The sequence below is a fragment of the Thiospirochaeta perfilievii genome (assembly GCF_008329945.1).
GTDB classification, from domain to species: domain Bacteria; phylum Spirochaetota; class Spirochaetia; order DSM-2461; family DSM-2461; genus Thiospirochaeta; species Thiospirochaeta perfilievii.
The window spans coordinates 2706563-2721107 of record NZ_CP035807.1 but is presented as its reverse complement, the minus strand read 5'-3'; the positions used below and the strand labels follow the sequence as shown (position 1 = coordinate 2721107).

The window sequence follows — 14545 nt, the reverse complement described above, 5'->3', positions numbered from 1 at the left end:
CGTCAAGAAAAATATATAATATTTTAATGAAAAAAACTACATTTGAGTTAAAATTACCAATTAACTACACAAATCAAGGGATTATTGATAGCCTTAAAAAACAAGGTGCCTCAAAATTTACAAATTATAAGATTTTACGAAAAAGCCTAGATGCCAGAAAGAAAAGTAATATATTCTGGAATATAAAGGTAGAAATAGATACGCCCCATATCACCTTTGAACAGAGGGCAAAAAGCTCATTAAACCTAATAAAAACAGATAGAGACAAACATGTAGTTATTGTAGGTTCTGGTCCAGCTGGGATTTTTTCAGGTATTGTTCTTTTACAAGCTGGTTTTAATGTTACCCTAATTGAACAGGGGAAAAAGGTCAGTAGCCGGGATGGTGATATAGAAGACCTCCTTAATAAAGCTATTTTTAACCCAACTTCAAACTTTGCATTTGGTGAGGGTGGAGCAGGTACTTACTCCGATGGTAAGTTAACATCAAGAAGTAAACATATTTCTAAGGAGAAAGAGTTCATACTCTCAACTTTTATAAATAATGGAGCTCCAGAGGAGATTTTCTCCATGGTTCACCCCCATATAGGCTCTGATAATTTAAAGATAGTTGCAAAAAATATGCGGAATGAATTTCTAAGCCTAGGTGGGAATATTGAGTTTAATACAACATTTATCACTTTTAAAGATAGCTTTGGTAGGGTTAATAACATAGAAACTGATAAGGGTGTAGTAGATTGTGACTATCTTATCCTTGCCACAGGCCACTCCTCATTTAGAACATATAGAGAGTTAATTAGAAAAGGATTAATATTTAAGAATAAGAATTTTGCAATTGGTTTTAGAGCTGAACATGAACAGAGTTTAATAAACAACGCCCAGTGGGGTGTAGACTCTATAAAGGGGTTAAAAGCTGCAGAGTATAGGTTAACATCTAAAACTGATAGTTCATCTGTCTTCTCTTTTTGTATGTGTCCAGGGGGAACAGTAGTTCCAGCAGCAGCCCTAGATAGAACATCTGTAGTAAATGGAATGAGTAATTATAATAGGGATGGGAAGTTTGCAAATGCAGCAGTAGTTTCATCCTTTAATTTTTCTCAGGAGCTTAAAAGAGAAGTTAGCCCTTTAGAATCCCTGGATCTTCTACAGGATTTAGAAGAGGGATATTACCGAGCTACAGGGGGATATAGTGTTCCAGCAATGAGAATATCCGATTTTATTAATGGAAAAGCTACAGCTAATATTGGAGAAACATCCTACAGTTTAGGCCTAACACCCTATAATTTAGTTGATCTTCTTCCTAAAGGTGTAGTTGACCCCTTAAGGTTGGGTTTAAAAGATTTTTCTAGGAAATTATATGGATATGAAACTGGAAACATTTTAGGTTTAGAGAGTAAAACATCGTCTCCTATTCAGGTTGAAAGATCTAGGGAAGGGTTATGTAGTGGTTTTACAAACATATACTTTGTTGGTGAGGGATCAGGATGGGCAGGAGGCATAGTCTCAAGTGGAGCTGATGGTATTAAAGGAGCACTAGATATTATAAAAAGGGAGTCCTAAATTCTTCCCTTTAAATACTCTGTACGTTTATCCCTAGGGAATTTCTCTATTGCATAACGTAACATTGTTCTAGGCATCTTATTATATCTATTTTTAAGAAACTTCTCTTCTTCAATTATTGAGATATTTCCTACCTCCCTAATCATCCAACCTACAGCCTTATGTATAAGATCCTCTTTATGGGTTAATAGAATATCTGCAATATCAAATGTATCTTTAAACTCCCTATTCTTTTTTATAAAGTGAAAAGTAGACATAATAGCAATCCGTTGTTTCCATATATTTCCACTATTTGCAAACTCATATAAAATACTCTTTTCCCTACTCTCTAACCATGGACCTAAAATATAGTGGGCGGAACAATCAACTAAATCCCAGTTGTTTACATACTCTGTACTGTTTATATATAAATCTACTATTAACTCCCTATCCCCACTCTTTCTTCTATATCTTTCCACCATAATTATTAAAGCCGCTAACCTGAACTCATGCTCCTTTGACCTTAAAAGTTCTGAAATCTCGTCTATTGTTAAAGTAGTAATATATGGCTTAATGGAACTCCTAATATGGGGGTTGGAAATCCCTAAAAAGATATCTCCTTCTCCATACTCACCCTTCCCAGTTTTAAAATATCGAAGCATTTTTATTTTTCTATCTTCATTAGCCTTATTTATTAGTTCATTCTTTAATTTTTGTAACATAATAAAAATTATATAACAGATAATAGTTTTGATGTATAATAAAAATATGAATATTATACCAAGACCAAAGAGTTACAAGTTATTAGGAGAAGAGGATAATTTTAATCTAGAAGGGTTATTATTTATCGATAGGTTATTTGAAACTGAAAAAAGTTGTTTAGTTGAACATTTTAACGTTCAAACCACTACAGATTTAGAAAAGGCCAATATTAAGTTTCTATATAATAAGGATATAAAAGGTGATGAGTCCTATACACTAAATATATATAAAGAGACAATAACACTCTGTGCTAATAACAGTGCTGGGCTATTTTATGGAATACAAAGCCTTAAACAGCTATGCTGTATTAATGATGGAAGAGTAGAGGCACCTGGCATAATAATTACAGATAGTCCAAGGTTTACTTGGCGGGGTGCAATGGTGGATACATCTCGACACTTTATGAGTGTTAAATCCTTAAAAAAGTTTTTAGATCTGTTAGCAATACATAAAATTAATAAGTTTCACTGGCACCTTACTGACGATCAAGGCTGGAGAATAGAGATAAAGAAGTACCCAGAACTAACTAAAATAGGCTCTAAAAGAGTCCTAAATACTGTAAAAGAGTATTATTCATCAGACTTCTATAGCCAAGAGGATATAAAAAGTATTGTTAAGTATGCAATGGAGAGACATATAGAGGTAATACCTGAAATTGATATTCCTGGTCACTCCACTGCCGCAATAGCTTCTATAAAAGAGTTGTCATGTATAAATGAAGAGTTAAATGTTGCAACTACATGGGGAGTACACAATAAAATACTTTGTGCAGGGAAAGAGAGTGTTTTTACCTGGTTAGATGATGTAATAAAAGAGATAGCAGAGCTTTTTCCAGGGAGATATATTCACCTAGGAGGGGATGAGGCTCTAAAAGACTACTGGGAAAGCTGCCCACTATGCCAAAAGAGAATGGAAGATGAGGGCTTAGAAAATACAAAAGAGCTACAGAGTTACTTTATTAAAAGGGTTTCTAAAACTATAAATAAGTATGGAAAAAAGGTTTTAGGTTGGGAAGAAGTTATAGAAGGTGGCCTTGCTGATGATATTACCGTTTTTTCCTGGCAAGGTGTTGAAGTTGGAGTTGAAGCTGCCAATAAGGGACACGATGTTATTATGTGTCCAAATCAATCCGCCTGTTATTTTGACCACAAACATTTAGACGATGAAGATGAACCAGGATGGCTAGGTGTTTGTAGTGTAAAAGATACATGGAGTTTTAACCCTATAGCAGAAGGTATTACAGAAGAGGCTAAGAAACACATTTTAGGAGTGCAAGGGAATACATGGACAGAGCTAATTATGTATCCTAAAACCCTAGAGTATATGGTGTTTCCAAGATTAACAGCCCTAAGTGAAACAATGTGGTATGGAGTTGAGGATAGAGACTGGGAAGAGTTTAAAAATAGATTGAAAAGTTTTAAATTAACCTTAGATAATATGGGAGTAAATTATTACAGGGGAGATTTAGAATAAAAAAAAAGGGGAAGACTAGTGCTATTGCTCAATGACTAATCTTCCTCTGGAGAAAAATATACTTTAATTATAATTCAATAAAAAATGAATATCAAATTTATCAAGATTTGTTTTTTTAATTTTTTTTTAATAATTATCGTATATATCCCCGTCTAGTAAAATTAAATAGTGAGATCATAATAATTAAACCTACTACAAACATTAATAAATCCACTACATCAAAAATAAAACTAAAATTTGAGACACTAAGAATACCAGATATAGTTATCAAAAATAGATAGAAAATTATTTTTTATTATCTGATATCTTCATAGAAGTATTAAGAAAGTGGAAAGAACCTAAAACTGTACAATACCCTGAAAAAAGAAAGAATATTAGTATAACAAACAATCCATAACTTCCAGTTATTGTTTCAACACTTTTTATATAACCTACAATTCTATTAAACCCATTACCACTTAACTCTACTCCAGCAATGTTTGCTCTTCCATAAGCAAAAACATATGATGTGATTCCTACTGCTACAAAAAGTGTAATAAGTGTTGCCACAACTTGTAAAAAAGCCTCTTTACGAGGGCTATTCTCCCTATCAGATGATGCTAGAGCACTTGTCCCTAACGCCGTTTCACTTATCTGTATTATTCTCTGAAATCCTAAAACTAAACCTATAGGAAGTCCTATCCCCATGGTTCTAAAATCTAAGAAATCATTAAACATATCTGAGATATATTCAGGAATAAACGACCTGGTTTTATATAAAAAAATAATAAACATAATTAGATAAAATATAATTACAATTGAAATGAGAGATCCTAAAACATTAATAAATAGAAGGTGACTTTTTGTTAGTATTATTATTGCTGTTACTACTATCATTGGTACTACAATAAAAAATAACATCTGAGTAGAGCTAAGAGTATAACCTAATAGTTTATCTGAAAGAATTATTCCTACAGTTTGAATCCCAGTAAATTGAAACCCAACAAAACCAAACGAGTATAAAATTACTAAAGAAATAATATAAATAAGACTACTTTTACTACCTAAATTAAATTCAACAAATAATCTAGGAAGCTTTTTTGTTACCTGGGAAAATAAAACCTCAGCATATGTTAATGGGACTAAGATTATCATACCAATTAGGACCCAAAGAACAATGGCCTCCCCTCCTACTCCATTATCCGAGGTTTTCCAAAGTGCTGCTAATACACCAATTATTGCTCCTGTACCAATTTTAGATGATACTGATATAGAAAGTGCACTTTTTGCCTTTTTAAATGTTAGCTTACCATTATCTTTTTTAGATATATCTTCAAGATTTTTAACCATCTTAAAAATTACATAAATACCTAAAAATATTATTATAGGTAAAAAAACTCCCCATAATGTACTACCTAGAGTACTTACAATTTTTCCAATAAGATTAATTCTGACCCCCCTTATAATAAAGCTCCATATTTCAGGAGCCATTAAGTATAAATGCTAATTAATACAATCCTTTTTAGTTTTTTGACCTAACTTATTCCCAATAATACCTCCTGAAATTAAAAAGGCAAAATATAACCACCCAGATAGAGAAAAATTAGCAATTGGAGTATAAAGAGCACCAACATTACAGCCATTAGCAAATCGAGTACCAAATCCCATACACAAACCACCAAGAGCAAATAACAGACCTTCCTTCCACGTAATTTTAAACTCTGTAAAAAATGTTTTTTTGAATATCCCTGCTGTAAGTAAATATATAAAAGTACCAAGTATTATTCCAAAGTTCTGTATTGCAACTGGATGTTGTAGGTAGGACCCTGTTAACATAGCGGCAGGAAGTTTACTAAAGTTTGCCATTGATTCTGCTGATACACCAAATAGATTTAGAGTTCGACCAAACCAAATTCCATGAATAGTTGAAGCTCCCCAACCTGAACCACTTATTCCAGTTAAAATTGCAAAGAAAGCAACTATAACCATAGCTCCAGTTTTCAAGCTCCATGGGTTTACAAAAAGTTTTTCGTACATTGTGCTATTTAATAATTCAACGTTTTCTGACTCAACACCGGTATATGTTTTTTTGTTTTTCCTTGTTGTCTCATATTTTGTAGCCACAAGTATTACTAAACCTGCTAAAAGGGCTGTCAAAACAGTTGCACCTAAAAATCCATTCATACCATCCCATTTGAACATATCCGGCATAAAAATACCATTTCTATCACCCACACTAACTACACTTTTAGTAATCCAAGTTGCGCTTTTTTGAATTGGATTACCCAAAAATACACCTGCTCCAAAAAATATCAATGTAATAAATGCCCTTGGTAGACCTGTAACTAAATCTGTTAGAACCCCTGTAGCACAACATGATGAGAAGGACATACCAAAGCCAAATAAAAGTCCACCTAATATCATACCTAAGTTTATTGGTCTAATCCATAAACTTAAAACAGAAGAATCTTTATAAGAGAACGCTGTTGTTATAACTGTTGTAGCTAAAAACATAATGACCAATGTTCTAATCAGCTTTGTGGATCCTGTACGATAGGGTCTATTTACACTACCAGCAAATCCCATAAATGCCCTAGATAAGGCATAACCAAATCCTAGACCTACTACCAATCTAAAAAAGTTAGCTTTAAACCATAATTGCCCTACTATTAATAACACTCCAAGTAAAACAAAACCAATAATGTTTTCAATTTTCTTCATTATTATCTCCTTTTTTATTTTTAATCAAAATTGTAATCAGTAAGTATAGGCTTTCTATTTGTAATCTTATCTATGTAAAACTCATAAAAAGATATACCCATAAAACCACCAGAAACATTAAATAGATTATCAAATCCTAAATTCTGTAGTGCAAGAACAGCATTATAACTTCTCTGACCACTTCTACAGTGTAAATAGACTGGGTTGTTTTTAGGGATCTCATCTATTCGATCTCTAAGCTGGCTTAACGGGATGTTTTTAGCTCCTATAATATGGGATTCCTCATACTCTGACTCTTCCCTAACATCTATAATTGTTGCGCCTGACTCCTGTAATGATCGAACTTTATTTACATGTATATGTTTGAAATCACCCTTTAAAATATTTGCAGCTACATATCCTGCAAAGTTAACAACATCCTTTGCAGTTCCAAATGGAGGCGCATAACAAAGCTCTAAATCTTTAAGGTCATGTATGGTTCCATTAAACTTAATGACTGTTGCAATAACATCAATTCTTTTATCAACATTTCCCTTACCAATTGCTTGGGCTCCTAGAATTCTTCCAGTTGGGATTTCATAGATTAATTTAAAATGTAAAGCTCTACTTGATGGCATTAAACCTACTTTATCCCCAGGTATTATTCGAACACAGTCATAATCAATCCCTAATTTAGCATGTTCAATAAATCCAGCGGTTAAACCTGTAGATGCAGCATTGTAGTCAAAAACCTTTAATATCGATGAACCTATATAACCCCTATTATCAATTTGCATTCCATTTATGTGGTCAGCAACACCTCTAGCTTGTTTTTGAGCTGGTCCTGCTAATGGAAGTTTAAAGTAGTCATTAAAAAGGTAACTATATACTTCTATAACATCTCCTACTGCATAGATATCAGGATCATTGGTTTTAAAATTCTGGTCTACCTTCATGGCACCTGTTTTCCCTAGATCTAAATTGGCACCTTTAGCAAGATCAGTTTCAGGTTGAACCCCAATAGCTAAAACAACTACATCACTTTCGACCCTTCTTCCTGATTCTAATATTACATTACTTTTATCAAAGGCAGATACTTTATCGCCAACAATTAAATTTACACCATGATCATAGATTTCCTTATGAAGAATCTGAACCATATCTTCATCTAAGATTCTTAGAATTTGTGGCATAGCTTCAACTAAAGTGACACTATGACCTGCCTCTTTTAGGTTTTCTACAGTCTCAATTCCAATAAAACCACCACCAATTACAGAAACTTTTTTTGGTGCCCCCTTAAGAGCATCCCCTAGTTTAACAATATCAACTACATTTCTAATGGTATAACAGTTTGCATTCTCAATTCCTGGAATGGGAGGGACAATAGGTTTTCCACCTGGAGAAAGTATAAGTTTATCATATGTTTCTGTGTAATTCTTACCAGTTTTTAAGTCTTTAACAGTTACAGATTTTGATTTTCTATCAATTGATAAAACTTCATTTTCTGTTCTTACATCAATATTGTACTGTTTTTTAAACTTTTCTGGATTCATCATTACCAACTCTTCAGAGTTTTCAACAAGTCCACTTAAATAGTAAGGCAAACTACAATTTGAAAATGAAACGTGGGGTCCTTTTTCAAATATAACTACTTGATCCTCTTCACTATGCCGTCTAAGTCGGGCAGCGGCAGATGCACCTCCAGCGACCCCTCCTACAACTAAATATTTTCTTGACATAATTCCTCCTATGAATAGAGTAATTTTATCACTAAAATATTTATCAAGAAAGGAAATAAATATTTTTTTACCGATTACCTACCTTCCAGGTAGGTTATTACAAAATCTGTGCTAACTCTTTCCCCTTCTCTGTATTAACTCTTTTAAGGAAAATAAAACCTAAAATAAATAGTAATAAAATAGAAATCATCCCTACTCGATTACTACCGGTTAATTTAGTTACAATAGCGACTAAAAATGGTCCAAGAATAGCAGCTGACTTACCTAACATATTATAGAAGCCAAAAAACTCCCCAGCCTTATCCTTTGGTATAAGCCTAGTAAAATAGCTTCTACTTGCAGCCTGAACTCCACCTTGGAAAAGGCCAATAAAAATTGCTAAAATATAAAAATGTGTCTCGTTTTGCATAAAAAGACCAGCAATTGTAATAAGAGAGTAGGCAAAAATAGCACCATAAAGTGAGTTTTTCACCCCAACTTTTCTACCTATCATATTAAAGATAAGTACTGCAGGAAAAGCTATAAACTGGGTTATTAGAAGGGCAACAATTAAGGATTCGGATTTAAACCCTAAACTAGCGCCATAATTTACAGACATTTTGATTATTGTATCAACACCATCTATATAGAAAAAATAGGCTAATAAAAAAGTAAATACAACCTTAAGTTTTTGAATCTCCTTAAAAGTAGTTTTCAATTGACTTAGACCTGCTTTGATAGCTCCTAAAATTGATAACTTCTTATCTACTTTAGGCTCTTTAACAAATATAAAAAGTGGAATAGAAAAGATGGCCCACCAGATAGCTACAGATAAAAAGGATGCTTTTACTGCAACAATCCCATTGGGAAATCCAAAAGATTCTGGAAATTTAAACATTAATACATTTATTAAAAACAGTAGACCTCCTCCTATATACCCTAGACTAAAACCTAAAGCAGAGACGTCATCACACATCTTCTCATCCTGTTCTGCAACCCCAATTATTAAAGAGTCATAAAAGAGATTACCACCAGACCAACCAATTGATGCTAATATAAAAAACATAAGGGCCATAGGCCAATTCCCAGATTGAATAAGGGATAGAGACCCAGTCATTATTATTCCTATAAAACTAAAAAATAGTAAAAACTTTCTTTTAGTTGAAGTTTTATCAGCTATTGCTCCTAAAAATGGGGCTAATACTGCAACTACTAGGGATGATATAGAACTTGCAAGTCCTAAATAGAAGGTAGTATCTACACTATCCCCTGTGGACCAATATGATCTAAAAAAAGTTGGGAAAAATCCGGCTAATACTGTTGTAGCAAAAGCACTATTAGCCCAGTCATAAAGGCTCCAACTGAGTATTTTTTTATTAATCTTCATTAAATCTCCTTACTTAATTAGCGTTATTCTACCATAAAGGTACTTTTTGTAAATAATTAGACTATTTATTATTGATTAAAAACAATTTCAACCATATAGTTTAACCTTATGGTTAATATTAAAGATAAGATTTTAGAGTCTGCTTTAAAACAGTTTCTAATGTACGGAAAATCCGGAGCCAAGACAAAGGCAATTGCAGATGATGCAGGTGTAAATAAGGCTCTAATTCACTACTACTACTCCAGTAAAGAGCAGTTATTTATTTGCTGCGTTAAAGATATTCTAGAAAGAATGCAGTCAACCTTCCATACTGTAGATGTTAGAACCGTTGAAGACTACCCTAAGTACTTAGGTGCGGTAATAGACTCCTATACAGCTTTCATCCTTAAACATGATAAACAACTAATGTTCCTTTTATGGGAGTATTTTAATGATAAAAAACTTATTGTAATTATTAAAGAGATCATGGGGTCTGCCCACTTAGATGATTTTATAAACAAGACTAACAGAGCAATAGAAGATGGTATTATACGCAGTATGGATCCGCTTAATTTGTACTTGAATTTAGTAAGCTTAATCCTATCCTCAAACTTATTGTTACCAATAACACGATCATTTTTAGAGCAAGATAGTAATGAAGAGATAGTTGAACAACGTAAAGAAGAGATAATTAGACTACTTTGGAGAGATATAAAAGGAGAATAAATGAAAAGTAATAAATTAGGGATCGACATTGGATCTACAACAGCAAAAGTAATTATTCTAGATAAAGAGAATAAAATTGTTTTTTCAAAATATGAAAGACATAATACAGAAATAGCAACAACTATACTAAAACTTTTAAAAGAGGCTAAAAATGAACTTGGTGATGAGGAGATAACAGCATCCATAACTGGAACAGCAGGAATGGGAATCTCTGAAAAAACAGGTATGAATTTTGTTCAAGAGGTTGTAGCTTCAGCAGAAGTAGTAAAACAGTTGCACCCTGATGTACGAACTTTAATTGACCTAGGTGGGGAAGATGCCAAAATTATTTTCTTTAACGAAGATGGGAAACCAGATATAAGAATGAATGGTAACTGTGCAGGAGGTACAGGTGCATTTATTGACCAGATGGCTTCTTTATTAAATAGAAATGTTACAGAGTTTAATGATATGGCAAAAGACTCAACACAGACATACTCTGTTGCATCTAGATGTGGGGTTTTTGCAAAAACAGATATTCAAAACCTAATAAGTAGGGATATTCCAAGTTCCGATATTGTAGCATCTATTTATAAAGCTGTAGCATTCCAATCAATAAACTCCCTTTCAAGGGGTCAAGATATTCTTACAAAAATAATGTTCACTGGTGGACCATTAACATTTCAACCAGAATTAAGAAAGGCATTTTTAGATATACTGGAAATAGATAAAAGTGAAGTGGTAGAGACTAATTACTCAGAACTTTTCCCAGCTGTAGGTGCAGCTCTTCATAATGATGGAGTAGATAAAACAACCCTATCCCAAGCTATAAAAGAGATAGAAGATATCGGAGACGATGAGGTTAATTTTGAAACCAGACTTGAAACCCTTTTTGATTCTAAAGAGCAGTTTGAAGAGTGGTTAGAGAGAAAAAACCAACATAAAGTACAATATGTAGACTTAAAAGAGCTAGATAAAAAGGATGTATTCTTAGGTATAGACTCAGGTTCTACTACAACTAAAATTGTTTTAATAAACGATGAAGGGAAAATAGCAGCTAAACATTACAGTAATAATAATGGAAATCCTATCCAAGCTGTAAACCTAGGTTTAAATAAAATTTTCCAAGAGATTAAAGATGCTAATATTGAGATAAATATTAAAAGATCTGCTGTAACAGGATATGGTGAAGATTTAATACACTATGCCTATGGTTTAGATGATGGACTAGTAGAGACTATTGCCCACTATACTGCGGCAGCTTTTTTTGAACCTAATGTATCTTTTATAATGGATATTGGTGGTCAAGATATGAAGGCTATCTACTGTAAGGGCGGAATTATTAACAACCTTGAACTAAATGAAGCTTGTTCTTCAGGTTGTGGTTCTTTTATTGAAACTTTTGCACAAAATCTTAACGAAAACGTAGCTGGGTTTGCAGAACAGGCTTGTTATAGTAAGGCGCCATGCGATCTTGGAACCCGGTGTACAGTATTTATGAACTCTAAGGTAAAGCAGTCCCTTAGGGAGGGTGCAACCAAGGGAGATATTGCTGCAGGTTTAGCTATATCTGTTGTAAAAAATGCCTTTAATAAGGTTCTAAAACTTACTGATTACTCTCTATTAGGGGATAACATAGTAGTTCAGGGTGGAACTTTTAAAAATCCTGCAGTTTTAAGATCCCTAGAGAAACAAGTAGGTAAAGAGGTTGTAAGACCTGATATCTCTGAGTTAATGGGAGCCTATGGATCTGCCTTAGTTGCAAAGAAAAAATTCTACGAAGAGAAATCAACAACAACATTTATTGGATTTGATAATCTAGAAAAAGCACTAGACTATAATAGAAAGTCATCTGTATGTAGAGGTTGTGAGAATTTATGTACAGTTACCACATTAACCTACCAGGGGAAAAAATCTTTTTTTACAGGTAATAAATGTGAGAAGATTTTTTCAAACCAGTTAAAGGGTAGCTATAAAGGGGAAAACCTTCATGAAATTAAAAAGAGGCTACTCTTTGATAGAAAACTAGAGCCAGAGGGAGAGCCACTACTTAATATAGGTATTCCTAGGGTTCTAAACATGTGGGAGGATTTTCCATTCTGGAGTACTCTATTTGTTGAATCAGGAATAAAGGTTACCCTATCCCCTCCGTCTACAATGCCTTTAGCAGAGAAGGGTTATGGTACAGTTATGTCTGAAAATATCTGTTTCCCAGCTAAAATAGTAAATGGACACATTTATGAGTTAATTGAGGAGAAAGTTGATAGAATCTTCTATCCTATGGTTAGATATAACAGAACAGAAAATGAAACATCTCAAAATAATTATAACTGCCCTGTTGTTACAGGTTACCCTGAGGTAATTCAATCGTCTGTAAAACCAGAAGAGAAGTTTGGAATTCCATTTGATAATATACCCTTCTCATTTAACTCTCCTGAGGTTATTGAAAAATCTACATGGGAATATTTAAGTCAATTTGGTGTTAAAAAGGATGTATTTAAAAAGGCGTTAAAAAAAGCAGAAGAGGCGTACCAAACATACAAAGAAGATGTTATTAAAGAAGGGCAGAGAATAGTTGACGCTGCAGAGAGGGATGGAAGACTGGTAATTATGTTATTAGGGAGACCATATCATGTGGATTCCCTAGTAAATCACAAAGCACCAGAGATGATAACAGCAATTGGTGTTGACGTAATTACAGAGGATTGTATACCAGAAGAGGATAGAAGCGATATGCACCAAGATGTACATGTTCTATCCCAATGGACACTTCCAAATAGAATTTATGACTCAGCAATCTGGGCAGGAGAGAGGGATAATATTGAGGTTGTTCAATTAAACTCCTTTGGTTGTGGGCCTGATGCAATAGTTGTAGACGAAGTTAAACCTATATTAAATGTATTTGGAAAGAATCCTACAGTACTTAGAATAGATGAAATAAGCTCTCCTGGTTCTGTGAAATTAAGAATTAGATCATTAATTGAGTCTATGAAAATGCGGGGAGAAAACTACATTCGGGAGCATAAACCAAGAGTTGTACTTCCTTTATTTGATAAGTTAGATGTTAAAAGAAGAACTATATTAGCCCCACAGTTCTCTAATTTTTATACAAGATATTTAACAGCAGCCTTTGAATTAGATGGATATAAGTTTGAAGTTCTACCAGAACCAGATAAGTCTAGTATTGAAATTGGTTTAAAATATACAAATAATGATATCTGTTACCCTGCAACAATTGTAATTGGAGATCTTATTAAAGCCCTTGAGTCTGGAAAGTATAACCCTGACGAAGTAGCTGTAGGACTAACTCAGACAGGAGGACAATGTAGGGCATCAAGTTATGCATCTCTACTTAAAAGAGGTCTTGTTAATGCAGGTTTCCACGATGTTCCTGTTATTACAGTTTCAACATCAACTAGTAAACCCCTAAATTTACAACCAGGTTTCCAAGTTAGTCCTGTAAAGTTTACATATACATCATTCTTTGGTTCCCTTTTTGGAGACTGTCTATCAAAACTTTTCTATAGAACTGCTGTTAGGGAGAAAAATAAGGGTGATGCTCAGAAACTAGTGGATAAGTATATAGAACTCTCCTACCCTCTTTTAAAAATTGGGAAACATGGTAAACTTTTTAACCTTCTAGAGCAGTGTGTAAATGAGTTTAACCAGATAGAAGTTGATCCAACAGAACTACCTAAAGTTGGTATAGTTGGAGAGATATATGTTAAATTTAACGACTTCTCCAATGGATATATCAATAATTGGTTAATGAGTAAGGGAATTGAGGTCGAAGTTACACCTCTAATTACCTTCTTCTTAAAATCCTTTGTTGCTAAGCCATTTAATAGTGACTTTAATATCTTACCTAAAAGCAAGGTCTACTTAAAAGCATTAAAAGCTGCCGAGAATGTATGTTATAGTTTTATAGGTAGAGCAAATGCTATACTATCTAACTATCACCTAGGGATGAGTCCTATTCACCACATTCAAGATATAGGTGAAACTGCAGAGAAGGTTTTAAGTATCAATCACCAATATGGTGAGGCGTGGTTAGTTGCTGGAGAAATTGGAACCTATGTTAAAGATGGGATTAATGATGTTGTCTGTTTACAACCATTTGGTTGTATCGCGAACCACATAGTAGCAAAGGGTGTCGAGAAAAAATTAAAAGAGGTTCATCCTCATCTTAACCTACTATTCCTTGATATGGATGCAGGTACAAGTGAGGTTAATACAGCAAATAGATTAGAGTTCCTTATTAAAGGTGCAAAAGAGTCTATGGCTGCTAAAGTATAGAGTTTAGG

At 33.6% G+C, this 14545-nt stretch carries 9 protein-coding genes; 4 read left to right on the top strand and 5 right to left on the bottom strand.

Features of this window, described 5'->3' with window-relative positions; translation table 11 throughout:
- The first annotated feature begins 26 nt into the window (after window positions 1–26).
- Window positions 27–1559 (top strand): NAD(P)/FAD-dependent oxidoreductase, encoded by a 1533-nt coding sequence (locus EW093_RS12500; protein ID WP_149568738.1) that lies wholly within the window; start codon window positions 27–29, stop codon window positions 1557–1559.
- Here EW093_RS12500 and EW093_RS12495 read toward each other — a convergent pair.
- Window positions 1556–2260, bottom strand: a complete 705-nt coding sequence (locus EW093_RS12495; RefSeq protein ID WP_149568737.1) for a DNA alkylation repair protein — start codon at window positions 2258–2260, stop codon at window positions 1556–1558. The two genes, EW093_RS12500 and EW093_RS12495, sit on opposite strands and share 4 nt — an antisense overlap.
- Before the next feature lie 46 nt (window positions 2261–2306).
- On the opposite strand from EW093_RS12495, the gene EW093_RS12490 reads away from it, so the two are divergent.
- Window positions 2307–3773, top strand: a complete 1467-nt coding sequence (locus EW093_RS12490; protein WP_187759701.1) for a beta-N-acetylhexosaminidase — start codon at window positions 2307–2309, stop codon at window positions 3771–3773.
- 285 nt (window positions 3774–4058) lie between these two features.
- Here EW093_RS12490 and EW093_RS12485 read toward each other — a convergent pair whose 3' ends face one another.
- The 4 genes from EW093_RS12485 to EW093_RS12470 form a co-directional block, all read right to left on the bottom strand.
- Entirely contained in the window at window positions 4059–5102 is a 1044-nt protein-coding gene (locus EW093_RS12485) for an ACGS family protein (protein WP_223111604.1), read from the bottom strand.
- Window positions 5103–5255: 153 nt separating this feature from the next.
- Window positions 5256–6473: a YeeE/YedE family protein gene (locus EW093_RS12480; protein ID WP_149568735.1), complete on the bottom strand. Its 1218-nt coding sequence runs from the start codon at window positions 6471–6473 to the stop codon at window positions 5256–5258.
- A 20-nt stretch (window positions 6474–6493) separates the two neighbouring features.
- Window positions 6494–8191: an FAD-dependent oxidoreductase gene (locus EW093_RS12475; RefSeq protein WP_149568734.1), complete on the bottom strand. Its 1698-nt coding sequence runs from the start codon at window positions 8189–8191 to the stop codon at window positions 6494–6496.
- Between the two features lie 97 nt (window positions 8192–8288).
- The gene (locus EW093_RS12470; protein ID WP_149568733.1) at window positions 8289–9557 is read right to left on the bottom strand and encodes an MFS transporter; all 1269 of its coding nucleotides are present in this window, start codon (window positions 9555–9557) and stop codon (window positions 8289–8291) included.
- 108 nt (window positions 9558–9665) lie between these two features.
- Here EW093_RS12470 and EW093_RS12465 point away from each other — a divergent pair, with 108 nt between their 5' ends.
- Window positions 9666–10262: a TetR/AcrR family transcriptional regulator gene (locus EW093_RS12465; protein ID WP_149568732.1), complete on the top strand. Its 597-nt coding sequence runs from the start codon at window positions 9666–9668 to the stop codon at window positions 10260–10262.
- A complete protein-coding gene (locus EW093_RS12460) occupies window positions 10263–14537 on the top strand; it encodes an acyl-CoA dehydratase activase (protein WP_149568731.1) in 4275 nt (1424 codons plus the stop codon).
- The last annotated feature ends 8 nt before the right edge of the window (window positions 14538–14545 follow it).

What these genes read in the sequence shown, in the direction of transcription:
- EW093_RS12500 (WP_149568738.1), top strand. Translation starts at nt 27, where the DNA reads ATGAAAAAAACTACATTTGAGTTAAAATTACCAATTAACTACACAAAT.
- EW093_RS12495 (WP_149568737.1), bottom strand. Translation starts at nt 2,260, where the DNA reads ATGTTACAAAAATTAAAGAATGAACTAATAAATAAGGCTAATGAAGAT.
- EW093_RS12490 (WP_187759701.1), top strand. Translation starts at nt 2,307, where the DNA reads ATGAATATTATACCAAGACCAAAGAGTTACAAGTTATTAGGAGAAGAG.
- EW093_RS12485 (WP_223111604.1), bottom strand. Translation starts at nt 5,102, where the DNA reads ATGGTTAAAAATCTTGAAGATATATCTAAAAAAGATAATGGTAAGCTA.
- EW093_RS12480 (WP_149568735.1), bottom strand. Translation starts at nt 6,473, where the DNA reads ATGAAGAAAATTGAAAACATTATTGGTTTTGTTTTACTTGGAGTGTTA.
- EW093_RS12475 (WP_149568734.1), bottom strand. Translation starts at nt 8,191, where the DNA reads ATGTCAAGAAAATATTTAGTTGTAGGAGGGGTCGCTGGAGGTGCATCT.
- EW093_RS12470 (WP_149568733.1), bottom strand. Translation starts at nt 9,557, where the DNA reads ATGAAGATTAATAAAAAAATACTCAGTTGGAGCCTTTATGACTGGGCT.
- EW093_RS12465 (WP_149568732.1), top strand. Translation starts at nt 9,666, where the DNA reads ATGGTTAATATTAAAGATAAGATTTTAGAGTCTGCTTTAAAACAGTTT.
- EW093_RS12460 (WP_149568731.1), top strand. Translation starts at nt 10,263, where the DNA reads ATGAAAAGTAATAAATTAGGGATCGACATTGGATCTACAACAGCAAAA.